This is a genomic window from Streptomyces sp. NPDC047971 (genome assembly GCF_040653355.1).
Classification (GTDB): domain Bacteria; phylum Actinomycetota; class Actinomycetes; order Streptomycetales; family Streptomycetaceae; genus Streptomyces.
The window spans coordinates 501,606-524,683 of the sequence record NZ_JBEZNW010000001.1; the positions used below are offsets into that span (position 1 = coordinate 501,606).

Annotated in this window: 18 protein-coding genes; 5 read left to right on the plus strand and 13 right to left on the minus strand. The window is 71.8% G+C overall.

Annotation, left to right across the window (positions count from 1 at the left end):
- Positions 1 to 67 precede the first annotated feature (67 nt).
- The 10 genes from AB0D99_RS02200 to AB0D99_RS02245 form a co-directional block, all read right to left on the minus strand.
- Positions 68 to 3,748, minus strand: a complete 3,681-nt coding sequence (locus AB0D99_RS02200) for a ThuA domain-containing protein (protein WP_362355855.1) — start codon at positions 3,746 to 3,748, stop codon at positions 68 to 70.
- Positions 3,749 to 4,015: 267 nt separating this feature from the next.
- Positions 4,016 to 5,020, minus strand: coding sequence for a sugar phosphate isomerase/epimerase family protein (locus tag AB0D99_RS02205; RefSeq protein WP_362355857.1), 1,005 nt, complete (start codon positions 5,018 to 5,020; stop codon positions 4,016 to 4,018).
- Positions 5,021 to 5,033: 13 nt separating this feature from the next.
- On the minus strand, positions 5,034 to 6,242 hold the full coding sequence (locus AB0D99_RS02210) for a Gfo/Idh/MocA family oxidoreductase (RefSeq protein ID WP_362355859.1): 1,209 nt from the start codon (positions 6,240 to 6,242) through the stop codon (positions 5,034 to 5,036).
- A gap of 47 nt (positions 6,243 to 6,289) precedes the next feature.
- Positions 6,290 to 7,336, minus strand: a complete 1,047-nt coding sequence (locus tag AB0D99_RS02215; protein ID WP_362355861.1) for a substrate-binding domain-containing protein — start codon at positions 7,334 to 7,336, stop codon at positions 6,290 to 6,292.
- 55 nt (positions 7,337 to 7,391) lie between these two features.
- Positions 7,392 to 8,399, minus strand: a complete 1,008-nt coding sequence (locus tag AB0D99_RS02220; RefSeq protein ID WP_362355863.1) for an ABC transporter permease — start codon at positions 8,397 to 8,399, stop codon at positions 7,392 to 7,394.
- Positions 8,396 to 9,925: a sugar ABC transporter ATP-binding protein gene (locus AB0D99_RS02225; protein WP_362355865.1), complete on the minus strand. Its 1,530-nt coding sequence runs from the start codon at positions 9,923 to 9,925 to the stop codon at positions 8,396 to 8,398. The genes AB0D99_RS02220 and AB0D99_RS02225 overlap by 4 nt, the downstream gene beginning before the upstream one ends.
- Before the next feature lie 149 nt (positions 9,926 to 10,074).
- Positions 10,075 to 11,256 (minus strand): ROK family transcriptional regulator, encoded by a 1,182-nt coding sequence (locus tag AB0D99_RS02230; protein ID WP_362356053.1) that lies wholly within the window; start codon positions 11,254 to 11,256, stop codon positions 10,075 to 10,077.
- 165 nt (positions 11,257 to 11,421) lie between these two features.
- The gene (locus AB0D99_RS02235) at positions 11,422 to 12,114 is read right to left on the minus strand and encodes a class F sortase (RefSeq protein WP_362355867.1); all 693 of its coding nucleotides are present in this window, start codon (positions 12,112 to 12,114) and stop codon (positions 11,422 to 11,424) included.
- A gap of 156 nt (positions 12,115 to 12,270) precedes the next feature.
- Positions 12,271 to 12,924, minus strand: coding sequence for a hypothetical protein (locus AB0D99_RS02240; protein WP_362355869.1), 654 nt, complete (start codon positions 12,922 to 12,924; stop codon positions 12,271 to 12,273).
- A 281-nt stretch (positions 12,925 to 13,205) separates the two neighbouring features.
- The gene (locus tag AB0D99_RS02245; RefSeq protein ID WP_362355871.1) at positions 13,206 to 14,153 is read right to left on the minus strand and encodes a beta-ketoacyl-ACP synthase III; all 948 of its coding nucleotides are present in this window, start codon (positions 14,151 to 14,153) and stop codon (positions 13,206 to 13,208) included.
- A 265-nt stretch (positions 14,154 to 14,418) separates the two neighbouring features.
- Between AB0D99_RS02245 and fdhD the strand changes: the two genes are divergently transcribed.
- Together fdhD and AB0D99_RS02255 are read left to right on the plus strand one after the other, a co-directional pair.
- Positions 14,419 to 15,267, plus strand: a complete 849-nt coding sequence (gene fdhD, locus AB0D99_RS02250; protein ID WP_362355873.1) for a formate dehydrogenase accessory sulfurtransferase FdhD — start codon at positions 14,419 to 14,421, stop codon at positions 15,265 to 15,267.
- 322 nt (positions 15,268 to 15,589) lie between these two features.
- On the plus strand, positions 15,590 to 16,162 hold the full coding sequence (locus AB0D99_RS02255; RefSeq protein WP_362355875.1) for a ricin-type beta-trefoil lectin domain protein: 573 nt from the start codon (positions 15,590 to 15,592) through the stop codon (positions 16,160 to 16,162).
- 133 nt (positions 16,163 to 16,295) lie between these two features.
- On the opposite strand, the gene AB0D99_RS02260 is transcribed toward AB0D99_RS02255, so the two are convergent.
- The 3 genes from AB0D99_RS02260 to AB0D99_RS02270 form a co-directional block, all read right to left on the minus strand.
- Positions 16,296 to 16,703 (minus strand): (2Fe-2S) ferredoxin domain-containing protein, encoded by a 408-nt coding sequence (locus tag AB0D99_RS02260; RefSeq protein ID WP_362355877.1) that lies wholly within the window; start codon positions 16,701 to 16,703, stop codon positions 16,296 to 16,298.
- Positions 16,700 to 17,221, minus strand: coding sequence for an isochorismatase family protein (locus tag AB0D99_RS02265; protein WP_362355879.1), 522 nt, complete (start codon positions 17,219 to 17,221; stop codon positions 16,700 to 16,702). The genes AB0D99_RS02260 and AB0D99_RS02265 overlap by 4 nt, the downstream gene beginning before the upstream one ends.
- A 224-nt stretch (positions 17,222 to 17,445) precedes the next feature.
- The gene (locus AB0D99_RS02270; protein WP_362355881.1) at positions 17,446 to 18,534 is read right to left on the minus strand and encodes a bile acid:sodium symporter family protein; all 1,089 of its coding nucleotides are present in this window, start codon (positions 18,532 to 18,534) and stop codon (positions 17,446 to 17,448) included.
- A 123-nt stretch (positions 18,535 to 18,657) separates the two neighbouring features.
- Between AB0D99_RS02270 and AB0D99_RS02275 the strand changes: the two genes are divergently transcribed.
- The 3 genes from AB0D99_RS02275 (at position 18,658) to AB0D99_RS02285 (ending at position 23,072) form a co-directional block, all read left to right on the plus strand.
- Entirely contained in the window at positions 18,658 to 19,533 is an 876-nt protein-coding gene (locus AB0D99_RS02275; protein ID WP_362355883.1) for a LysR substrate-binding domain-containing protein, read from the plus strand.
- Between the two features lie 324 nt (positions 19,534 to 19,857).
- Positions 19,858 to 21,687 (plus strand): long-chain fatty acid--CoA ligase, encoded by a 1,830-nt coding sequence (locus AB0D99_RS02280; protein ID WP_362355885.1) that lies wholly within the window; start codon positions 19,858 to 19,860, stop codon positions 21,685 to 21,687.
- 134 nt (positions 21,688 to 21,821) lie between these two features.
- Positions 21,822 to 23,072 carry an ABC transporter substrate-binding protein gene (locus AB0D99_RS02285; RefSeq protein ID WP_362355887.1) on the plus strand — a complete coding sequence of 417 codons (1,251 nt, stop codon included), beginning with the start codon at positions 21,822 to 21,824 and terminating at the stop codon, positions 23,070 to 23,072.
- The last annotated feature ends 6 nt before the right edge of the window (positions 23,073 to 23,078 follow it).

A 23,078-nucleotide genomic window follows, 5' to 3' on the forward strand; every position in this document is an offset into this window, starting at 1 on the left:
GACGGTGGTGGAGACGGCGGGCGGGGGGTACGGCGCCTCCCCGCCCGCCGCCGGCTGTGCGGGAGCTCTACGGGGTGAGCTCCTTGAGCTGGATGTTGCGGAAGGAGACCTGGTCGTCGGCTCCGTGGTTCTGGATGCCGATGTGGCCGTCCTTCAGGCTGCGGGCGGGGTCGGTGTTGGTGAAGTCGTTGATCTTCACTCCGTTGAGGAACACCTGGAGCCGTTCGCCCTGGACGCGGATCTCGTAGGAGTTCCACTGGCCGGGTGGCCGCAGGACGGCGTCACGTGCCGTGAGGTTGGCGGACTTGAAGCCGTAGACGGCTCCGGTGGTCCGGTCGGCGGCGTCGGTGGCGTCGATCTGGATCTCGTAGCCCTTGTTCACGGCGGACCAGGGGTCGTCGGAGGCGGGGAAGCCCACGAAGATTCCCGAGTTGTCGTCTCCGGCCATCTTCCAGTCGAGCTTGAGGGAGTAGGAGGAGAACTCCTTGGCCTGGTACCAGAGCATCCCCATGCCGCCGACGGAGCGCAGTTCGCCTTCGGTGATGTCGAAGCTGCCGGGTCCGGCCTGCTTCCAGCCTTCGCGGGTCTCTCCGTTGAAGAGGTCGCGGTAGCCGGTCTGGGGGCGGCAGTCCGCGGTGACCTGGCCGGCGGCGTAGCGCAGTCCGCCGAGGAGGTGTTGGCGGAAGGCCGCTTCGGTGTAGGACTCCTTGGTGTGGCCGCCGCCGGTGTAGAAGGAGCGTCCGCCGCCGTAGGACTTGCACCAGGCGATGGGGTGGTCGCCCTTCATGGTGCCGCCCTCGTAGGTGGTCTCGTCGAGGGTGGCGAGGATGCGGGCCTGTCCGCGCGGGTTGGTGCGGTAGTTGTACCACTCGTCGGTGCGCTGCCAGGGGCCGTCGAGGTGGGCGGTGGCGGGGTGGTCGTGGTCCTCGGCGCGGACGGTGGCGGGCTGGATGTGCGGGTGGGAGGCGAAGTGTGCGCCGACGAGTCCGCCGTAGAACTCCCAGTCGTACTCGGTGTCGGCTGCCGCGTGGATGCCCATGTAGCCGCCGCCGGTGGAGACGTAGTTCTCGAAGGCGGTCTGCTGTTCGGCGTTGAGGACGTCGCCGGTGGTGGAGAGGAAGACGACGGCGTCGTAGCGGGCGAGGTTGTTGGTGGTGAACTGGCGGGGTTCTTCGGTGGTGTCGACGGTGATGTTGGTGCCGGCGCCGAGTTCCTTGAGGGCGGTGATGCCGGCGGGGATGGAGTCGTGCCGGAAGCCGGCGGTGCGGGAGAAGACGAGGACGCGCTTGGCGGTGCGGTCGACGGGGCTGTTGGAGAGGGTGAAGTCGTCGACGTCGTAGAGTGCGCCGGCGCCGCCCTTGAAGACGAGGAAGAGTTCGGTGGTCTTGCGGGGGACGCTTCGCAGGGGTACGTCGATGTCCTGGAAGGTCTCCCAGCCGCCGGTGACGGGGACGGGGGCGGAGCCGAGGAGGGTGCCGGTGGGTGATCCGGTGCGGACTTCGAGGAAGCCGCCGGCGCCGCCGGAGGAGACGCGGGCGGTGAGTTTGGTGGATCCGCTGAGGTTGTAGGGCTTGTAGGAGATCCAGTCGCCGTCGTCGATGTCGCCGACGGTCCGTCCGCCGTGCGCGGGGGCCTTGTCGTAGACGGTGATGCCGTGCTGGGTGTCGAAGTGCTCGGCCTGGCGGTGGCGTGGCTGGAGTTTGGCCTGGTCGTGGGTGGTGAGGGCGGCTTGGCCGCCGCCTCCGCCGTCGGTGTACTCGGCGTCGAAGACGGCGAAGATGTTGGCGTCGTCGTCATGGCCGCCGTCGGCGGAGGTCTTGATGGTGCCGCTGCAGCCGTTGGCGGAGGTGATGGGGTGGCCGTGGCTGTCGTGGCCGAGGATGTAGGTGACCTTGACCTTGGCGCAGTCGATCGCGCCGTCCTCCGGGTCGGTGACGGTCACCTTGAAGGGGATCTCGTCTCCGAAGGAGAAGAGGGCTCCTTCGGCGGGGAGTTCGAGGGTGACCTTGGGTGCGGTGTTGCCGACGACGACGTGGACGGAGGCGGAGCCGGTGCGGCCGCTGGGGTCCTTCGCTGTCACGGTGGCGGTGTAGGTGCCGTTCTTGCGGTAGGTGTGGGTGGGGTTGGCGGCGGTGGAGGTGCCGCCGTCGCCGAAGTCCCAGCTGTAGGTGAGGGCGTCGCCGTCGCCGTCGGTGGTGCCGGCGGAGGAGAAGGCGACCTTCAGGGGTGCGACGCCCGAGGTCTTGTCGACGCTCGCCTCGGCGCTCGGGGAGCGGCCGCCGGTGGCGTTCTCGATGCGGTAGAGGCCGGAGTTGTGGTCGCCGCCGAACCAGGCGGTGCCGTAGTCGAGGACGTAGAGTGCGCCGTCCGGGCCGAAGGCCATGTCCATGACCTGGGTGCCGGTCCAGGGGACGGGGTTGATGGACTGGACGGCGCCGTCGGCGCCTTGTTCGACGCGCCTGATCCAGCGGCGGCCGAATTCGCCGGCGAAGAAGTCGCCGTCGTAGGTCTCCGGGAATTTCACCGGGGAGGTGGAGTCGGCGTCGTAGCGGTAGACGGGGCCGCCCATGGGTGATTCGGATCCGGTGCCGAATTCGGGGACGGAGCCTCCGTCGTAGGGGATCCAGGCGGGTTCGGCGGGCGGGAGGTCGACGAGGCCGGTGTTGTGGGGCGAGTCGTTCTTCGGGGCGGCGCAGTCGTAGGTGGCGCCGGAGACCTTGGTGGCGAAGTCGTAGTCGACGTAGGGGTCGTTCTTGCCGGTGCAGAAGGGCCAGCCGAAGTTGCCGGGCCTGGTGATGCGGGCGAATTCGACCTGGCCCGCGGGTCCGCGTGTGGGGTCGGCGGCGCCGGCGTCGGGGCCGTAGTCGCCGACGTAGAGCACGCCTGTGGCCTTGTCGACGCTGAAGCGGAAGGGGTTGCGGAAGCCCATCGCGTAGATCTCGGGGCGGGTCTTGTCGGTGCCGGGTGCGAAGAGGTTGCCGTCGGGGACGGTGTAGGAGCCGTCGTCGGCGACCTTGATGCGGAGGATCTTGCCGCGGAGGTCGTTGGTGTTGCCGGAGGTCCGGCGTGCGTCGAACGCGGGGTTGCGGCCGGGGCGTTCGTCGATGGGGGTGAAGCCGTCGGAGGCGAAGGGGTTGGAGTCGTCGCCGGTCGACAGGTAGAGGTTGCCCTGGGCGTCGAAGTCGATGTCTCCGCCGACGTGGCAGCAGATGCCGCGGGTGGCGGGGATGTCGATGACCTTCTTCTCGCTGGCGTTGTCGAGGGTTCCGTCGGCCTTGAGTGTGAAGCGGGAGAGGCGGTTGACGCCGTCGTACTTCGCGAAGTCGGCGGCGGTGCCGTTCTCGGGGGCGTCGCCGGCGGGGGTGGTGAGCGGCGGGGCGTAGTAGAGGTAGATGGCCTCGTTCTGGGCGAAGCCGGGGTCGAGTCCGATGCCCTGGAGGCCCTCCTCGTCGTGGGAGTAGACGGGGATGGTGCCGATGACCTTGGTGTTGCCGGCGGCGTCGGTGCGGCGCAGTTCGCCGTTTCGTGAGGTGTGCAGGACGCTGCGGTCGGGGAGTACGGCGAGGGACATGGGTTCGCCGACTTCTTCGCCGCCCTTGGCGAGGGTGACCTGCTGGAATTCCTCGGCGGCCGTGGTGCCGGCGGGGGTGTCCGTGTCGGTGGCGAGGGCCTGGGGGGTGGTGAGGGCGAGCAGTCCGACGGTGAGCAGGGCGAGTGACTTCCTGGTTCGGAGTCGTTTTCTGTGCACGGGGGTGTCCTCCGGAGTAGGGCCGGGTGTGCGGGTTGTCCGGGGACCGGCGTGCGCCGTCACGCTGGTCGCGTCTTCGCAGTTACGTCATGTACACATCAGCCACACAGGGACGGTAGCGGGGTTCGTCCACGCCCGAAAGCCCTTGCGCACCGGTGCTGTCGAACTTTTCACCGCGAGAGGACAAAGCCGCGCGCGGGCAGGGCGGACCGGCCCGGTGGCGTTGCCGCCACCGGGCGCCGACCTGCGGGGATGAAGCCGCGGGGGCTACCGATCACCGCCGAAGGCGGCGTCGAACGAGGCCGCCGGCGGGTCGAAATCGAACCGCTTCAGATGGGAAAGCGCTTCCGGGGCGCCGGTGAGCCGATCCATCCCGGCGTCCTCCCACTCCACCGAGACGGGCCCCGCGTAGCCGATCGAGCGGAGCATCCGGAACACGTCCTCCCAGGGCACGTCCCCGTGGCCGGCGGAGACGAAGTCCCATCCGCGCCGCGGGTCGCCCCAGGGCAGGTGCGAGCCGAGCCGCCCGTTGCGCCCGTCGAGGCGCTTGCGGGCCTCCTTGCAGTCCACGTGGTAGATCCGGTCGCGGAAGTCCCAGAGGAATCCGACCGGGTCCAGGTCCTGCCAGACGAAGTGGCTCGGGTCGAAGTTGAGCCCGAAGGCGGGCCGGTGGTCCACCGCCTCCAGGGCGCGCTGGGTGGTCCAGTAGTCGTACGCGATCTCGCTCGGATGGACCTCGTGGGCGAACCGCACGCCTTCGGCGTCGAAGACGTCGAGGATCGGGTTCCAGCGCTCCGCGAAGTCCTCGAAGCCGCGCTCCACCATGCGTTCGGGCACGGGCGGGAACATCGCCACCAGGTGCCAGATCGACGAGCCGGTGAAGCCGATGACGGTGTCGACGCCGAGCGCCGCGGCGGCCCGCGCGGTGTCGGCCAGTTCGCGCGCCGCCCGCTGCCGTACGCCCTCGGGCTCGCCGTCGCCCCAGATCCGGGCCGGCACGATCGCCTGATGGCGTTCGTCGATCGGATGGTCGCAGACGGCCTGGCCCACCAGATGGTTGGAGATCGCCCAGCACTTCAGGCCGTACTTCTCCAGCAGGGCGCGCCGACCGTCGACGTACGACGGGTCGGCGAGGGCCTTGTCGACCTCGAAGTGGTCTCCCCAGCAGGCGAGTTCGAGGCCGTCGTAGCCGAAGTCACGGGCGAGCCGGCAGACCTCCTCCAGTGGCAGATCGGCCCACTGGCCGGTGAAGAGGGTGAAGGGACGGGTCACGATGGACGGCCTCCTAGACCTGTACGGGGGTGTAGACGGCGTTCTTCTCCGCGCTCTCCTCCACGGCGGCGAGGACCCGCTGGACCTGGAGCCCGTCGGCGAAGGACGGCGCCGGGCCGGTGCCGGAGGCCACGGCGAGGACCAGGTCGCGGGCCTGGTGGACGAAGGTGTGCTCGTATCCGAGGGCGTGACCCGGCGGCCACCAGCCCTCCAGGTAGGGGTGGTCCGGCTCGGTCACGAGGATGCGGCGGAAGCCGGCGGAGGCGGCGGGTTCGGTGTGGTCGTGGAAGGAGAGCTCGTTGAGCCGCTCCAGGTCGAAGGCGAGCGAGCCCTTCTCTCCGTTGATCTCCAGGCGTAGGGCGTTCTTGCGGCCGGCGGCCATCCGGGTCGCCTCGAAGGAGGCGAGCGCCCCGGAGGCGAGCCGCCCGGTGAACAGCGCGGCGTCGTCGACCGTCACCGTCCCGTGGGCCCCGCCCGCCGCGGCCCCGCCGAGCCCGGCCGACACCCCGGCGAGCAGCGGCCTCTCCCGTACGAAGGTCTCGGTGAGCGCCGACACTCCCACCACGAGTTCCCCCGCCAGGTACTGGGCGAGGTCGACGGCGTGCGCGCCGAGGTCCCCGAGCGCGCCGGACCCCGCGTGCTCGCGCTCCAGGCGCCAGGTCAGCGGGAAGCCGGGGTCGACGAGCCAGTCCTGCAGATAGGTGACGCGTACGTGCCGCAGCGCGCCGAGCCTGCCCTCGGCGATGAGCCGGCGGGCGTACGCGATCGCCGGCACCCGCCGGTAGTTGAAGCCGACCATGGCGACCTGGCCACGGGCGGCCGCCGCCGTGGCGGCGGCGACCATGGCCTCCGCCTCGGCGACCGAGTTGGCGAGCGGCTTCTCGCACAGGACGTGCTTGCCCGCCTCCAGCGCGGCGACGGCGATCTCCGCATGGCTGTCGCCCGGGGTGCAGACGTCCACGAGCTGGACGTCGTCGCGGGCGACGAGGGCGCGCCAGTCGGTCTCCGCCGCCGCCCAGCCGTGCTGCGCGGCGGCGGCTCGGACGGCTGTCGCGTCACGGCCGGCGACCGCGGCGAGGACCGGCCGCATCGGCAGGTCGAAGACGCGTCCCGCGGTGCGCCACCCCTGGGAGTGGGCGGCGCCCATGAACGCGTACCCGACCATGCCGATGCCGAGTGTCGGCGGCGTGGCCTCGCCGGCCTCGCTGTCCCTCTGTTCCATACGGATTCCTCCTCGTCGGTTGCGCGGTGGGGGCGGCCGGAGGCCGGTCAGCTGAACCCGGTGGGCAGGTACTCGTCGACGTTGTCCTTGGTGACGACGGCCGAGTAGAGGGTGACGGAGGCCGGGATCTCCAGTTCGGCCATGCCGCCGACGCCCTTCTTCTGGCCGAGCGCGCGGGCCAGGTCGATGGCGGAGGCGGCCATGGTCGGCGGGTAGAGGACGGTGGCCTTGAGGACGCTGTCGTCGGCCTTGATGGCGTCCATGGCGGACTTGGCGCCGGCGCCGCCGACCATCAGGAAGTCCTTGCGGCCGGCCTGGGCGATGGCGCGCAGCGCGCCGACGCCCTGGTCGTCGTCGTGGTTCCACAGCGCGTCGAACTTCGGCTGTGCCTGGAGGAGTTGCGCCATCTTGGCCTGGCCCGACTCCACCGTGAAGTCGGCGGCCTGGCGGGCCACCTTGCGGATGTTGGGGTAGTTCTTCAGGGCGTCGTCGAAGCCCTGGGTCCGCTGCTTGGTCAGCTCCAGGCTGTCCATGCCCGCGAGTTCGATGACCGTGGCGTTCGGCTTGTCCTTGAGCTTCTCGCCGATGTAGCGGCCGGCGTTGAGGCCCATGCCGTAGTTGTCGCCGCCGATCCAGCAGCGGTACGCCTGCGGGGAGGCGAAGATGCGGTCCAGGTTGATGACGGGGATGCCGGCCTTCATCGCCTGGAGGCCGACCTGGGTCAGCGCCTTGCCGTCGGCGGGCAGGATGACGAGGACGTCGACCTTCTTGTTGATGAGGGTCTGGATCTGGCCGATCTGGACGGCGGTGTCGTTGGAGCCCTCGGTGATCTCCAGCGTGACCTCGGAGTACTTCTTCGCGCGTTCCTTGGCGTTCTGGTTGATGGCGTTGAGCCAGCCGTGGTCGGCCTGGGGGCCGGCGAAGCCGATGGTGACGGGGGTGCCCGGCTTGTCGTCGGCGGCCGGGGCGTTGCTCGCGGCCGGGGCCGAATTCCCCGCGTTCTTGGGTTCGTTGCTGGTGCAGGCCGTGAGCAGCGCTCCGGCGGAGACGGCCGCGGTGCCGAACAGCAGTCCTCTGCGGCTGGTTTCTGGCATGGCGATGGTTCCCTTCGGGGGTGAGGGAGGTGCGGGGCGGGACGGGGGCTGGGGGTCAGGGCTCGCCGTGGCGGGCGGTGCGGTGCTGGACCAGGACGGCGGCGACGATGATGGCGCCCTTGGCGATCTGCTGGACGTCGCTCTGCAGGTTGTTGAGGGCGAAGATGTTGGTGATCGTGGTGAAGACCAGGACGCCGAGGACGGAGCCGACGATGGTGCCGCGGCCGCCGGAGAGCAGGGTTCCGCCGATGATCGCGGCGGCGATGGCGTCGAGTTCGTAGAGGTTGCCGTTGGTGTTCTGGCCGGAGCCCGAGAGGATGATCAGCAGGAAGGCCGCGATGCCGCAGCACAGTCCGGACAGCAGGTAGAGGTAGAGGCGCTGGCGGCGGACGTCGATGCCGGCGAGGCGGGCGGCCTCCGCGTTGCCGCCGACGGCGACGGTGCGGCGGCCGAAGGTGGTCCGGTTGAGGATCAGCCAGCCGACGACGGTGACCGCCGCGAAGACGAGGACGAGCGGCGGGATGCCCAGGATGTAGGCGTCGGGGATGCCGAGGTCGAGGACGGAGTCGATGGTGACGATCTGGGTGCGGCCGTCGGTGATCTGGAGGGCGAGTCCTCGGGCGGAGGCGAGCATCGCGAGGGTCGCGATGAAGGGCACCATCCCGCCGTAGGCGATGAGCAGCCCGTTCACCAGTCCGCAGCCGAGGCCGACGACGACGGCCGTGAAGAGGATGCCGGCGAAGCCGTACTCCTGGGTGGCGAGCGTGGTGGCCCAGACGGAGGCGAGGGCGACGATCGCGCCGACGGAGAGGTCGATGCCGCCGCTGGTGATGACGAAGGTCATGCCGACGGTGACGACGCCGATGACGGATGCCTGGGTGAGGACGAGCTGGAGGTTGGAGGTGGCGAGGAACTCGTCGGGCTTGGTGAGGCCGCCGACCGCGATCAGGACGGCGAGCACCCCGAGCAGGGAGAGGTTGCGGACGTCGGCCGTCAGCCCGAGCGGGCGCCGGCCACCCCCTTGCGCAGGTGCCTCGGTGCTCTTGGCGGTGGACAGCGTCATGTCGTGGGGCTCCCTTCCATCACGAGGTCGAGTACGCGGTGTTCGTCGAGCTCACGGCTGGGTGCCGTGTGGACGACACGGCCCTCCCTGAGCACCAGGACACGGTCGGCGAGGCCCAGGACCTCGGGCACCTCGCTCGACACGAGGAGGACGGCGAGGCCGTCGTCGGCGAGACGGCGGATGACGGCGTAGAGCTCGGCGCGGGCCCCGACGTCGACGCCGCGCGTCGGTTCGTCGAGCAGCAGGACGCGGCAGCCGCGCAGCAGCCACCGTGCGAGGACGGCCTTCTGCTGGTTTCCGCCGGAGAGGGTACGGATCCGGGCGTCGGGGTTGTCGGGCCGCAGCGACAGTTCGCGGGTCGCCGTCCGGGCGGCTTCGCGTTCCGCGTCGCGGTCGATCCAGCCGGCGCGGGCGAACCGGGAGAGGGTGGAGACCGACACGTTGCGGGTGACGGACTCCAGCATCAGCAGCCCCTGGGCCTTGCGCTCCTCGGGGGCGAGGCCGAGACCGGCGCGGACGGCGTCCCGGACGCTGCCGGGGCGCAGGGTGCGGCCGTCGACGACGACCCGTCCGGCGGTGGCCTTCCGGGCTCCGTAGATCGTCTCCAGGATCTCGGAGCGGCCCGATCCCACGAGTCCGGCGAGTCCGACGATCTCGCCGGGTCGCAGTTCGAGGTCGACGGGCGCGAACTCGCCGTCCCTCGCGAGCCCTTGGACCTGGAGGACGGGTGCGGCGGTGGGCGGTTCGGCGGGGCGGGGCGGAAAGACGTACTCCACATTCCGACCGGTCATCATGGCAACGATGTCGCGGGTGGGTGTGGAGGCGGCGGGCAGCCCGCCGGCCACGGCCCGGCCGTCCTTGAGGACGGTGACCCGGTCGCCGATGCGGCGGATCTCCTCCAGCCGGTGGGAGATGTAGACGACCGCGACGCCGGCCGTGGTGAGGTCCGCGACGATCCGGAAGAGGTTGTCGACCTCGTCGGGGTCGAGCGCGGCGGACGGCTCGTCCATGACGATGAGGCGGACGTCGTGGGAGAGAGCGCGGGCCATCGAGACGATCTGCTGCTGGGCGGCGGAGAGGTCGCCGACGAGGCGCGCCGGGTCGATCTCGGGATGGCCGAGCCGCTTGAGGAGCGCGGCCGTGGCGGTCCTGGCCTCGCGGCCGCGGACGACGAAGCCGGCGGTGGTGGGTTCGTGGCCGAGGTGGACGTTCTCGGCGACGGACAGCCCTTCGACGAGGTCGAGTTCCTGGTAGATGGTGGCGATGCCGAGGCGCATGGCGGCGATCGGCGAGCGGAGCTGGACGGGCTCGCCGCGCCAGGTGATCCGGCCTCCGTCGGGCTGGTGGGCGCCGGCGAGGACCTTGATGAGGGTGGACTTTCCGGCCCCGTTCTGGCCGAGCAGGCAGTGGACCTCTCCGGGGGCGACGTCGAGGTCGACGCCGTCGAGGGCTCGGACGCCGGGGAAGGACTTGGTGATGGCGGACATGGTGAGCAGGGACGCGTGCGGTGGCGGCTCTTGCGGCATGGGTGGGATCCCCTCGGCGGGTGCGGGCTGCGCCTGAGCGAGTGGGTGCTGGGGTGTTCCGGCGGGTGGGGCCGGTGGGTGGTGTGCGCACGCGTCCCGTCGGGCCCCCGGACGGGGGTCGGGGGAGGAACGCGTGTCCGTGGGCGCGGTTACGCCGGGGAGAAGAGATGGTCGCTGATGAGGCGGGCCGCGCCGATGACTCCGGCTGTCGGTCCCAACTCGCCGAGCACGATGGGGAGGTTGCCGGTGGCCAAGGGCAGGGACTGCCGGTAGACCTGGGTGCGGACACTGGCGAGGAGGTTGTGACCGAGGCCGGTGACGCCGCCGCCGATCACCACCAGACCGGGGTTGAAGAAGCTGACGAGTCCGGCGATGACCTGCCCGACCCTGTTGCCGCCCTCGCGGATGAGCGTGAGGGCGGTCGCGTCGCCCGCGGCGGCCGCCGCGGCGACGTCGATCGCCGTGAGCCGGCCGGCCGCCGCGAGGCGCCCGGCGAGCTCGTCCGACCGGCCCGCGCGCGCCGCGTCCTCGGCGTCACGGGCCAGGGCGGCACCGCTGAAGTGGGCCTCCAGGCAGCCCTTGTTGCCGCACGCGCAGGCGCGGCCGTCCGGTTCCACCTGGATGTGCCCGATGTCGCCGGCGCTGCCTGTCGTCCCGCGGTAGACGTCACCGCCGACGACGATGCCGCAGCCGATGCCCGTACCGATCTTGACGCAGAGGAAGTCGCCGACCGAGCGGGCGACTCCCGCGTGCTGCTCCCCCATGGCCATCAGGTTCACGTCGTTGTCGACCATGACCGGGCAGCCGAGTTCCTGGCTGAGCGCCTCCCGTACGGGGAAACCGTCCCAGCCGGGCATGATCGGCGGTGCGACCGGGATGCCCTCGGGGAAGCGGACCGGGCCGGGGACGCCGATGCCGGCTCCGTCGAAGCCTTCGGCGAGACCGGAGGCCCGGAGTTTGGCCGCCATCGACAGGGCCTGCTCGAAGACGGCGACGGGGCCCTCACGGACGTCCATCGGGTGGTTGAGATGCCCGAGCACCTCCAACTCGGCGTTGGTGACGGCCACGTCGACGGAGGTGGCGCCGATGTCGATGCCGAGGAAGCGGAGTTCGGGGGCGAGGCGGATGTTGTGCGAGCGGCGTCCGCCGCGGGAGGCGGCGAGGCCGTCCGCGACGACGAGACCGGTCTCCAGGAGCCGGTCGACCTCGACGGCGAGCTTGGAGCGGGAGAGGTCGATCTGATCGCCCAGCTGGGCACGGGAGTTGGGTCCTCCGTCGCGCAGCAGCCGGAGCAGACGCGCCTGGTGCGCGTTGGCAGGTCGTGCCGTCATGCGTCTCACGCGCCCCTCCCCTGGTGACGTATCGCGGGCTCTCCGTCGTGCTTTCGAGGGGAACGTAGCAGCGGCGTCCCGGGGTGGGAAGAAGTCGCGCAGGAATCGAGGCAGACTTTTTCCCGAACGAGGACAAAGCTCGGGCGGGCCGGGTGCGGGCGCCTGTCAGCGCACGGCGGCCAGGCGGGCGAAGACGACCACGTTGCCCTCGTACCCCCGCTCCCGTGTGAAGGCTCCCCCGCAGGTGATGAGGCGCAGCTCGGGCAGGGCGCCCGGCCGGTAGACCCGCTCGGCCGGGAAGCCCTCCCGCGGCACGACCTCGACGCCGTGGACGGAGAAGACGGCGGTCCTGCCGTCCTCCCGGGCGATCTCGACGCGGTCGCCCTTGTTCAGCGCGCCGAGCTCGTAGAAGACGGCGCGCCCCTCCGGGGTGTCGACATGTCCGACGACGACGGCGGTGCCGGGTTCACCCGGGGTGACGGCGCCGGTGTACCAGCCGGCGAGGTTCTTCTCGTGCGCGGGCGGGGTGTCGATCGCTCCCTCGGCGTCCCTGCCGACCTCGGTGACGGGGGCGTCGACGCGGACCTCCGGGATGCGGACGCGCACGGGGCGGGAGGCGGGCAGCCGGCCGGGCGCGGCCCCGTGGTCCGGGGCGTCGGCGTCGGTACGGTCCGGGGCGTCGGCGTCGGCGTCGGCGTCGGTACGGTCCGATGCGTCAGCGTCGGTACGGTCCGGTGCCGCGGCGGCGTTCGAACCGTCCGGCGCGGCGGCGGCCACCGGTTGTGGGGGGCCTCCGGCCCGCCATTCGTCCGTGCCGCCCCGTACGAGGTGGATGCCCACCAGCAGGACGACGGCCACGACGCCCCACGCGCCGCGCCTGGACGATCCATTCGACCCGCTCGACCCGCTCGACCCCTGCACGATCCGCTCTCTTCGCGTACGCCTCGGCGCTCCTCCGTCCCGGGCCTCGTCACCCCGGGGCGGAGGAGCCGTATCGGCCCCCGGGTCCCGGCGTCAGGCCGGGCCGTCGGTGCGGCGGCGGCGCAGCAGGAGCACCCCGGCGCCGCCGAGCGCGCCGGCGATCAGCGCGGTTCCGGCGACCACCTCGGTGGTGCCGAGTTCTCCGGCGCCGCCCCCGAAGCCCGCCTTGACGCCCAGGTGCAGGCCGGTGTCGGCGACGCCCGTGGGACGGGCGGCCGTCTCATGACCGGCCGTGAACGGGTCGCCGGTCTCGTCGACTCCGGTAGGCCGGGCGGCCGTCTCGTGGCCGGCCGTGAACGGGTCGCCGGCGGCGTCGACGCCCGTGGGACCGCCGGCGGACGTGTCGGCGATGGTGAGGGGTGCGGTGCCCTTCTCTCCCTGGCAGTCGAACGTCACCTGGTACTCCGCACCGACCTCGGCCTCGATGTCGACGGTGGCGGTGCCCGCGCTGCCCTCGTCGAGGGTGACGGTGTCGAAGACACCGGACGAGACGGTGACGGACGGGACCTCGCAGCTGTCGGACTTCAGCGTGACCGTGCCGCCGGGGGCGACCGTCGTGGGCGAGACGGAGAAGCCGAACGACGTGATGCCGCCGCCGGTGACCTCGTCCGCCACCGCCGCCGGGGCGGCGAGGGCGAGGGCGGTGGTGGCGAGCAGGGTCGCCGGGGCGAGACGTATCACGCGCATGGCGATCCTCCCGATCACGCGAGGGGCGGGCGCGGACGGTTGCCGCGTCACGGCCGGGGACGTCCCTCGACGCGATCGAAGCTAGGCCGCCCCGGGCGCCCTCGCCACCGGGCTCCGCCGAACGGGGAAACGGCGCGCGGTGAACGGGGGACATCGGCGCCGGCTCCTCGCCCGGCCGCCGGGCCGGGAACCCGCCCGGCCGGGGAACGCTCCGCACTCCCGCCCCGCGCGCCCCGGCCGTCCGTCGCGCTCTCGGCCTGCCGGGTCCCGCTCCGTCCGGGCTACGGCACCCGCACGACCTGTCCCGCGTAGGAGAGGTTGCCGCCGAAGCCGAAGAGCAGGGTCGGGGCTCCGGAGGGCAGTTCGCCCCGCTCGACCAGCTTCGCCAGCGCCAGCGGGATGGAGGCGGCCGAGGTGTTGCCCGACTCGATGACATCCCGGGCGACGACCGCGTTGACCGCGCCGATCTTGGCGGCGAGGGGCTCGATGATCCGCAGGTTGGCCTGGTGCAGCACGACGCCCGCGAGGTCCTCGGGCGCGAGCCCCGAACGCTCGCAGGCCTGGCGGGCGAGGGCGGGGAGCCGCTGGGTGGCCCAGCGGTAGACGGACTGGCCCTCCTGCGCGAAGCGCGGCGGGGTGCCCTCGATCCGCACGGCGTGGCCCATCTCCGGGACCGAGCCCCACAGCACCGGTCCGATGCCGGGTTCGGCGCCGTCCGCGACCGCCTCGACGACCGCCGCGCCCGCGCCGTCGCCGACGAGGACGCAGGTCGTCCGGTCGGTCCAGTCCGTCACCTCGGTCATCTTGTCCGCGCCGATGACCAGCGCGCGCCGCGCGCCACCCGCCCGGATCGCGTGGTCCGCGGTGGCGAGGGCGTGGGTGAAACCGGCACAGACCACGTTGAGGTCCATGGTGGCGGGTGAGCCCATCCCGAGCCGGGCCGCGACACGGGCCGCGGTGTTGGGCGAGCGGTCGATCGCCGTGGAGGTGGCGACGAGGACCAGGTCGATGTCGGCGGGGCCGAGGCCGGCGGCGGCGAGGGCCTTGCCCGCGGCGTGCGCGGCGAGTTCGTCGACGGGCTCGTCCGGGCCCGCGACGTGACGCGTCCTGATCCCGACGCGACTGCTGATCCATTCGTCGCTGGTGTCGACGAGTGCGGCCAGGTCGCCGTTGGTGAGCACCTTGGCGGGCTGATAGTGCCCGAGCGCGGCGATACGAGTGCCCGTCATGCCCGGGACCCCCTTGGTTCAGTGTGGCGCGTGGTGGAGCGGAAGCAGGAACCACCCAGTCTTGCCAGCGACTGATCGGTAACCAGGCACGTAAACCACCAAGATTCGCCCGTGGCTGTTGGGCGACCGTGACAACCCCACGTCGCGCGTGCAGGACAATGGATCGTCGAGGTCGCCGCCCGCACGACGCGTCGGTGACCGACGGCGACCTCCGCATCAAGGGCCGCTTCGGCTCCCGGCACGTACAGAATCAGGTGTGGCGATCATGGGACGGGTGACCGAGCGACGGCGGGTCCTGCGGATCCGCGGGGAGGCGGTGAACGAGCGCCCCGACACGCTGGTGGCCGAGGAGCCGCTGGAGATCCGGCTGAACGGCAAGCCGCTGGCGATCACGATGCGGACGCCCGGGGACGACTTCGCGCTCGCCGCCGGGTTCCTGGTCAGCGAGGGGGTGCTCGGTGCCGCCTCGGACGTACGGAACATCGTGTACTGCGCGGGCGCCCAGGACGACGGCTCGAACACGTACAACGTGGTGGATGTGCAGCTGGCGCCCGGTGTCGCCGTTCCGGACATCACCCTGGAGCGCAACGTGTACACGACGTCGTCGTGCGGCCTGTGCGGCAAGGCGAGCCTGGACGCCGTACGGACCACGGCGCGCTTCCCGATCGCCGACGCTCCCCCGGTCCGGCTCTCGCCTGCGCTCCTCTCCCGCCTCCCCGACCGGTTGCGCGCGGCGCAGCGGGTCTTCGACCGGACCGGGGGGCTGCACGCGGCGGCACTGTTCTCGGAGGACGGCGAGCTCCTGGACGTCCGGGAGGACGTGGGCCGCCACAACGCGGTGGACAAGCTGGTGGGGCGGGCCCTGACCGACGGGCGGCTGCCGCTGGACCGGGCGGTCCTGCTGGTCTCGGGCCGGGCCTCGTTCGAGCTGGCGCAGAAGGCGGTGATGGCGGGCATCCCGGTGCTCGCGGCGGTATCGGCGCCGTCGTCGCTCGCGGTGGACCTGGCGGTCGAGACGGGTCTGACCCTGGTGGGCTTCCTGCGGGGGCCGGACATGAACGTGTACGCGGGCGAGCACCGGATCTCCCTCGGGGCGACGGCCCCCCACGACTGACCACCGCCCGCGACGCGGGCAGGACCGGCCGCTCGCGGAGCGCCGCGGCGTTTCCGCGCCCTCCCCGCTCTGTCCCCGCGCCTCGCGTCGAGCGATCGGGGGGCAACTGACCACCGTGGTCGGCAGCGTGCGCTCCTGGGCAGGCGCCGGCGTGCAGAGGGTCGTCGGCTGTCACACCCGCATCGGAGTGGGACGAGGGTGATCCACGAGAGGGTGGACGGTGGGCCCGAGGGGCGTCAAGATGATCATCGCCACGTACCACTGGGAGGGTGTGGTGCGCGGCGACTTCATGTCCGCTGCCCAACAACCAGGAGGCTTCGCCATGCGGAGAACCCTTGCTCTGACAGCCGCCGTCATCGGCATGATCGCGACGCTCGCCGCGGCGCCCGGTGCCGCAGCCGTGACCGAAGGTGCGGGCGGAACGCCTGCTGCCGTGGCGGCACCGCCCGCTGGGGAAGGAGCGTCGGCGGAAGCGGCGGCTGCCACCGAATCCTGGCCCCAGTGGATGATCAACGGGCTGCACGGCGACACGTGCCTGGACGACAGTGCCACCTACGGGCTCCGGGTGCACACGTGCAACACCGCGAGCTACAGCAACGGCTACCAGCGGTGGACGGTGACCGGATCCAGCAACACCTACCAGGTGAGGAACGCCAAGACGGGCCTGTGCCTGGACGGCAGCGTCAACCACGGCGTCCGTACCCACCCCTGCAGCACCGCCAGCTACAACAACGGCTACCAGAAGTGGGTCCGGGTACTGGACGAGGGAGGCGCTCAGATGTGGAGCAACGCAGCCACTGACACGTGCCTGGACTACAGCTACAACCACGGCCTGCGTCTTCACTCGTGCAGCTTCGACTCCTTCGACGCCGGCTTCCAGAAGTGGATTCGCTGACCTGCTGCCGCGATCGCCCGCGACATCGGTAGGCGGTCGGCCCCCGAGACCGCGGCATTGACCGTCTCGGGGCTCATCGCACGAGGACGACAGGACCGGCAGCCGCTCGGCGGGCTGCCGGTCCTGTCGTCGCCTAGCGCGCCCGGCTGCGGCGGTTGGTCTCGGCCGGCGGGTCGATCATCTGGAGGGCCAGGGTGGGCGGGGGTTCGGCCATGCCGGGGCCGCCCGCGGCCGTCCAGGCGAGGATGTCGTCGAGGCAGTCGTCGTCCACGGTGAAGCCGATCCAGGCGGCCCGGCCGCCGCGGCGGCGGCCCTCCGTGGAGGGCTGGACCACGACGACGTTGGCCTGCGCGCACGGGCCGAGGCAGTCGCTCGTGCGGACCGCCAGCCGGCCCCCGGAGTCCGCGGCGGCGCTGCGGAGCCGGGCGAGCTGGCCCGCGTGGTCGACGCCGGGGTTCTTGCGGGCGTCGCCGCAGCAGCAGCCACGGCAGACGACGAGGGAACAGGGACGGGCGCCGTAGCGTATCGGGACCGGCGTCACGCGGGGCCCTCCAGGGTGATCGCGGAGACGGGTGCCACCGTGCCGAGGCGCGGGAAGTCGAGGGCGACCGAGGCGTGGTGCTCGTCGGCGGTGAACGCGGTCATGGCGTCCTCGGCGAAGACGGGTTCGTAGCCGAGGTCGCAGGCGGCGCGGGCGGTGGACTCGACGCCCAGGTTGGTGGCGATGCCGGCGAACACGACGGTGGTGACCGCGTGTTCCGTGAGCAGTTCGTGCAGCCCGGTGGCCTGGAAGCCGCCGATCGTCCGCTTGACGACGACGTGGTCGCCGGCCTGGACGAGGGAGGGGACCAGTTCGCTGCCGGGCGGCTGGGTCTCGACACCGGGCCGCTCGACCCTGATGTGGACGACGGGAGCGCCGGCGGCCCGGAACGTGCCGGCGAGCCGGGCGGCCGCGGCGACGACGTCGGTTCCGGGGCGGGGTGCGAGGGGGAGCGCGACGATGCGTTCCATGAGGTCGACGAGGACGAGCGCGGTGCGGCCGGGATCGAGTGCGGGCATGGGAGCACGGTAGCGGCCGAGGTGATCTTGACGGGGCTGGTGGGGATGTGATCCCGCCAACGCGCGCGGGCGCCCCGCGCCGGCGGCCCCGGGGCCGGACCGGGGAACTCCGCCTCGTGTCGGCGGGAGCCACGGCCGGGCCGGCCGGGCGGGAGCCCCGGGCCGGCCGGCCCCCTCGCCCTCCGCCTCAGCCCCGGGCCTGCCTGCTCGCCCCCGCCTCCGCCTCAGCCCCTGGCCACGGCGGCCCGTGTCGTGCCCTCGGCGTCCGGGGCCGGTTCCTCGGCGTCCGGGGCCGGTTCCTGCGTCGGGGCCGGTTCCTCGGCGTCCGGGGCCGTGCCCGCCTCCGGGTCCCGGGCGCGGCGCTTGGCGAGGACCGCGCAGACCATCAGCTGCATCTGGTGGAAGAGCATCAGCGGCAGGACGGCGAGCGACGCCTGGGCGCCGAACAGCACGCTCGCCATCGGGAGCCCCGCCGCCAGGCTCTTCTTCGAGCCCGCGAACTGGATGGCGATCCGGTCGCCCCGGTCGAAGCCCAGCCGCTTCGCGCCGTACCAGCTCAGCGTGAGCATCATCGCGAGCAGCACCGCCTCGACGGCGAGCAGGAGCCCGAGCCGCGCCGGGGTCACCTGGTGCCAGATGCCGGCGACCATGCCGAGGCTGAAGGCCGTGTACACGACGAGGAGGATCGAGCCCCGGTCGACGTACCCGAGCGCCTTCTTGTTCCGGACCAGGAACGGGCCCACCCAGCGGCGCACCAGCTGGCCCGCCAGGAAGGGCACGAGGAGCTGGAGGACGATCTTCAGGAGCGAGTCCGCGGAGAAGCCGACACCGCCGCCGATCAGGCCCGCGGCGAGCAGCGGGGTCAGAACGATCCCGGCGAGGGAGGAGAAGGAGCCGGCGCAGATCGCGGCGGGCACGTTGCCGCGCGCGATGGAGGTGAAGGCGATCGAGGACTGGATGGTGGAGGGCACCAGGCACAGGAAGAGGAGCCCGCTGTAGAGCGGGGGTGTGAGAACGGCCGGTACCAGTCCCTTCGCCGCGAGCCCGAGGAGCGGGAAGAGGAGGAAGGTGCAGGCGAGGACCGTGAGCTGGAGCCGCCAGTGCTTGATCCCGTCGAGCGTCTCGCGGGTGGAGAGCCGGGCGCCGTAGAGGAAGAACAGCACGGCTATGGCCGCCGTCGAAGCCCCGTCGGCGACCGTGGCCGCGGCGCCGGAGGCCGGCAGCAGGGCGGCGAGGCCGACCGTGGCGAGCAGCGCCAGGATGAAGGGGTCGATCGGCAACCAGGACGGGAGGAGGGTCGTGCGGCGGCTCATCGCTCCACTGCTTTCGGACGGGGTCGTTCCCTCCTCATCCTGCTCCCTCGCGCGGACATCGGGAATCCCGTACAGCGCTCTGACTGCCATCACGAATCGCGATGACCGGGTTACGGTGGGGCGGTGTACGACCCGTCCCAGCTCCGGACCTTTCTCGCGGTCGCCCAGACGCTGAGCTTCACCCAGGCCGCGCGCCGGCTCGGCGTGCGGCAGTCGACCGTGAGCCAGCACGTGCGGCGTCTGGAGGAGGCGACCGGGCGTCCCCTCTTCACCCGGGACACGCACAGTGTGGAGTTGACGGAGGACGGCGAGGCGATGCTGGGCTTCGCCCGGACGATCCTGGAGGCCCACGAGCGGGCGGCGGCCTTCTTCACCGGGACCAGGCTGCGGGGGCGGCTGCGCTTCGGCGCCTCCGAGGACTTCGTGGTGACGCGGCTGCCCGAGATCCTGGAGTCGTTCCGGCGCGAGCACCCCGAGGTGGATCTGGAGCTGACGGTCGAGCTGTCGGGGACGCTGAACGCCCGGCTGGAGGCGGGACGCCTCGACCTCATCCTCGCCAAGCGGCGCGCCGAGGAGAGCGGGGGCGAGCTGGTCTGGCAGGACTCGCTGATCTGGATCGGTTCGCCGCGGCTGCGGCTGGACCCGGACCGGCCTGTTCCGCTCATCGTCTTCCCGCCGCCCGGGATCACGCGCTCCCGGGCCCTCGAATTGCTGGAGGCGCACGGGCGGGCGTGGCGGATCGCCTGTACGAGCAGCAGCCTGAGCGCGAACATCGCGGCGGCCCGTGCCGGGCTCGGCGTGATGGCCCACACGCGCGGCCTGGTTCCGCCCGGCCTGACCCGGCTGCCCGCCCGGGCGGACCTGCCCGAGCTGGGCGACGTCGACTTCGTTCTGCGCAAGGGCCGTCGACGCGGTCCGTCCCAGGAGGCGGCCGACGCCCTGGCCGCCGCGATCCTGGCGGGCGGCGACCGCCTGCACCGGCCGCCTGCGCCGGGCTGACGGAGCGGGGCTTCGGCCGGGGTCGTGAGTGTGAGCGGCAGGTGGTCGCGGTCTTCCGTCCCGGTCGGGAGCGGCCGTTGGGCCCGGGCTTCCGCCGGGAACGTGAGTGGCGGGTACAGATTCCGTGGAGATTCGGACCCGCCTTCCTTACTCGCGAGTCAGTAACCCGCCCCCGTCACCCGCCACTTACCTCACTCCCCTCCCCTGACCTGTGAGAACACCCAATGTCCCGGCTTGGTGAAGGCCCTCCCGCCCGCCAGTCGGGTGGGGTACCGTCACCCGCGCCGTACGGAGAGCTACATCGATCGGGCGAGGAGCAGGTCATTGCGCGAGTTCACCGTGCCGCCCGTCGAGGCGGCGCCTCAGGTCGGCGGTCTGGCGGACGCGGTGTTCGATCACGCCGAGCGGACGCCGGACCGGGTCACGTTCGGGCGCAAGGACGCCGCGGGGCAGTGGCAGGACGTGACGGCGGCGCGGTTCCGGGACGAGGTGCTCGCGCTCGCGAAGGGGCTGATCGCGCACGGCGTCCGGTTCGGCGACCGGGTCGCCATCATGGCCAGGACCCGCTACGAGTGGACGCTGTTCGACTTCGCGCTGTGGGCGCTCGGCGCGCAGTCGGTGCCGATCTATCCCACGTCCTCCGCCGAGCAGGTCTACTGGATGCTGCACGACGCCGAGGTGACCGCGTGCGTCGTGGAGCACGAGGACCATGCCATGACGATCGGTTCGGTGATCGACCGGCTGCCGCGGCTCCAGCGGCTGTGGCAGCTGGACGCGGGTGAGGGCGCGGTGGCCGAGCTGGTCGCGGCGGGTGCGGAGATCGACGAGGACGTCGTGCAGCGCCACCGGCGGGCGGTGACGCCCGAGTCCGTGGCGACCATCATCTACACCTCGGGCACCACGGGCCGCCCGAAGGGCTGCGTGATCACGCACTCCAACTTCATGTTCGAGACGGACATGCTGGTCGGCCGCTGGGAGCCGGTCTTCCACTCCAAGCCGGGCGACGAGGCGACGACACTGCTCTTCCTGCCGCTCGCCCATGTCTTCGGGCGGATGGTGGAGGTCGCGGCGGTGCAGAGCGGGGTGAAGCTGGGTCACCAGCCGGTCCTGGCGGCGGAGGCGCTGCTGCCGGACCTCGCCTCGTTCCGGCCGTCGTTCATCCTGGCCGTTCCCTATGTCTTCGAGAAGGTCTTCCACGCCGCCCGGCGCAGGGCGGAGAGCGAGGGGAAGCTGGGCCCCTTCGACAAGGCGGTGGACGTGGCGGTCAAGTACGCCGAGGCACTGGAGCAGAAGGCGTTCGGACTCGGCCCCGGCCCGTCGGCGGGGCTGCGGATGCAGCACCAGTTCTTCGAGAAGATGGTGTACGGGAAGGTCCGCGACGCGATGGGCGGGCGGGTCCGGCACGCGATGTCGGGCGGTTCGGGCATGGACCGGCGGCTCGGGCTCTTCTTCGAGGGCGCGGGCGTGACGGTGTTCGAGGGGTACGGGCTCACGGAGTCCTCGGCGGCCGCGACCGCGAATCCGCCGGAGCGGACCAAGTACGGGACGGTGGGGCAGCCCGTCCCGGGCACGACGGTGCACATCGCGGAGGACGGGGAGGTGTGGCTGCACGGCGGCCAGATCTTCTCCGGGTACCTCAACAATCCGCAGGCCACCTCCGCCGTCCTCAACGACGGCTGGCTGGCCACCGGCGATCTGGGGATGCTCGACGAGGAGGGCTATCTGACGATCACGGGGCGGAAGAAGGAGATCCTGGTGACCTCGGGCGGCAAGAGCGTCTCGCCCGCCGGGCTCGAGGAGCGGGTGCGGTCGCATCCGCTGATCGCCCAGTGCATCGTGGTGGGCAACGACCGGCCGTACATCGCCGCGCTGGTGACGATGGATCAGGAGGCCGTGGAGCACTGGCTGGCGATGCAGGGGAGGCCGCCGCTGCCGCCGGCCGAGCTCGTGCGCGACCCGAGCCTGGAGACCGAGATCCGGCGGGCCGTGGTGGCGGCCAACACCCTGGTCTCGCAGGCCGAGTCCATCCGGACCTTCCGGATACTGGCGCACCCGTTCAGCGAGGAGCACGGGCTGCTCACGCCCTCGCTCAAGCTGAAGCGCAAGGCGATCGAGAAGGCGTACGCGGCGGAGGTCGAAGCGCTCTACGGCTGATCGCCGCACGCGGGCCGGACCTCCTCCGGGCCGCGCCAGACTCTCCTGACACATCATCAATTGACGGTGTATCAGTTATTGACGGTTCATCGGCACGGTCACAGAATGCGGTCACCCCGACGGAGGGATCGCCCGTGCCTCGACCGCTCGGCACCATCGCCGCCGCTCTCACCCTGCTGCTCGTCGCCGCCTGCAACTCCGCCTCCAGCGGCGGGAGTGCGACCGGCTCCTCCGCACGCGGAGTCACCGCCGACACGATCAAGGTCGGCGGGATCGTCTCCATGACCACCGCGAGCGGCTACTCCAAGAAGGACACCGACCTCGGCGCCAGGGCGCGCTACGACCGGGCCAACGCCGAGGGCGGTGTCAACGGGCGCAGGATCGACTACCTGGGCGCCGAGGACGACGGTCAGGACCCCGCCAAGAACCTGGCGGCGGCCCGCAAACTCGTCCAGCAGGACAAGGTGTTCGCCGTCTCCCCCATGAGCTCGGTCACCTTCGCCGGAGCGGACTTCCTCAACGGCCAGAAGGTGCCCACCGTCGGCTGGGGCACCCTGCCCTCGTTCTGCGGCCCCGCGTACATCTACGGCTTCAACGGCTGCCTCGTCCCGACCCCGGGCGGCACGCTCAACCAGACCTGGCCCGAGGGGCTCGCCACCGTCCTCGGCGGGGCGCGCGGCAAGTCGGTCGCGCTGATCGCCGGCGACAACGACGCCGGGAAGTTCGGCATCCGCACCTTCACCCAGGGCTTCAAGGCGGCCGGCTTCCAGGTCTCCTACGCCAAGGCGGCGGTGCCCGCGACCTCGATGCCCAGCGACTGGTCGGCGTACACGAAGGAGATCCTCCGCTCGGGACCCGGCGGCGGGGCGCCCGACGCCGTCGTCTCCGTGATGCAGACCCCGTACAACATCGGCCTGTTCACCGCGCTCAAGCGGTCCGGCTACAAGGGCGTCATCTCCGACCCGACCGACTACGACCCCGGGCTGCTCGCGAAGGACGCGACACGGCAGGCGCTGGACGGGGTGCACGTGCTGCTGCAGTTCCAGCCGTTCGAGGCGGACAGCCCCGCGATGCGCCGGTTCAAGGCGGACATCAAGCGGGCCGCGGGCGGCAAGGACGTACCGCTCAACATGCACATGCTCACCGGCTACATGAGCGCCGACCTCTTCCTCTCGATCGCCGCGAGGGCCGGCGAGGACCTGACGGCCGAGTCCTTCCAGAAGGCGGCCGCGGGCTTCTCCGACACGGGCACGCTCGTCGGCGACCGTGCCGAGCCCAAGGGCCAGAAGGAGAGCTTCGGCTGCGGTGCCCTCGTCCGCCTGACGAACGGGCGGTACGAGGTGGCGGTGCCGTTCAAGTGCTACCCGCCGATCCCGTTCGGCTAGGGCGTC

What these genes read in the sequence shown, in the direction of transcription:
- AB0D99_RS02265 (WP_362355879.1), bottom strand. Translation starts at nt 17,221, where the DNA reads ATGCCCGCACTCGATCCCGGCCGCACCGCGCTCGTCCTCGTCGACCTC.
- AB0D99_RS02245 (WP_362355871.1), bottom strand. Translation starts at nt 14,153, where the DNA reads ATGACGGGCACTCGTATCGCCGCGCTCGGGCACTATCAGCCCGCCAAG.
- AB0D99_RS02230 (WP_362356053.1), bottom strand. Translation starts at nt 11,256, where the DNA reads ATGACGGCACGACCTGCCAACGCGCACCAGGCGCGTCTGCTCCGGCTG.
- AB0D99_RS02210 (WP_362355859.1), bottom strand. Translation starts at nt 6,242, where the DNA reads ATGGAACAGAGGGACAGCGAGGCCGGCGAGGCCACGCCGCCGACACTC.
- AB0D99_RS02270 (WP_362355881.1), bottom strand. Translation starts at nt 18,534, where the DNA reads ATGAGCCGCCGCACGACCCTCCTCCCGTCCTGGTTGCCGATCGACCCC.
- AB0D99_RS02215 (WP_362355861.1), bottom strand. Translation starts at nt 7,336, where the DNA reads ATGCCAGAAACCAGCCGCAGAGGACTGCTGTTCGGCACCGCGGCCGTC.
- fdhD (WP_362355873.1), top strand. Translation starts at nt 14,419, where the DNA reads ATGGGACGGGTGACCGAGCGACGGCGGGTCCTGCGGATCCGCGGGGAG.
- AB0D99_RS02240 (WP_362355869.1), bottom strand. Translation starts at nt 12,924, where the DNA reads ATGCGCGTGATACGTCTCGCCCCGGCGACCCTGCTCGCCACCACCGCC.
- AB0D99_RS02225 (WP_362355865.1), bottom strand. Translation starts at nt 9,925, where the DNA reads ATGCCGCAAGAGCCGCCACCGCACGCGTCCCTGCTCACCATGTCCGCC.
- AB0D99_RS02220 (WP_362355863.1), bottom strand. Translation starts at nt 8,399, where the DNA reads ATGACGCTGTCCACCGCCAAGAGCACCGAGGCACCTGCGCAAGGGGGT.
- AB0D99_RS02255 (WP_362355875.1), top strand. Translation starts at nt 15,590, where the DNA reads ATGCGGAGAACCCTTGCTCTGACAGCCGCCGTCATCGGCATGATCGCG.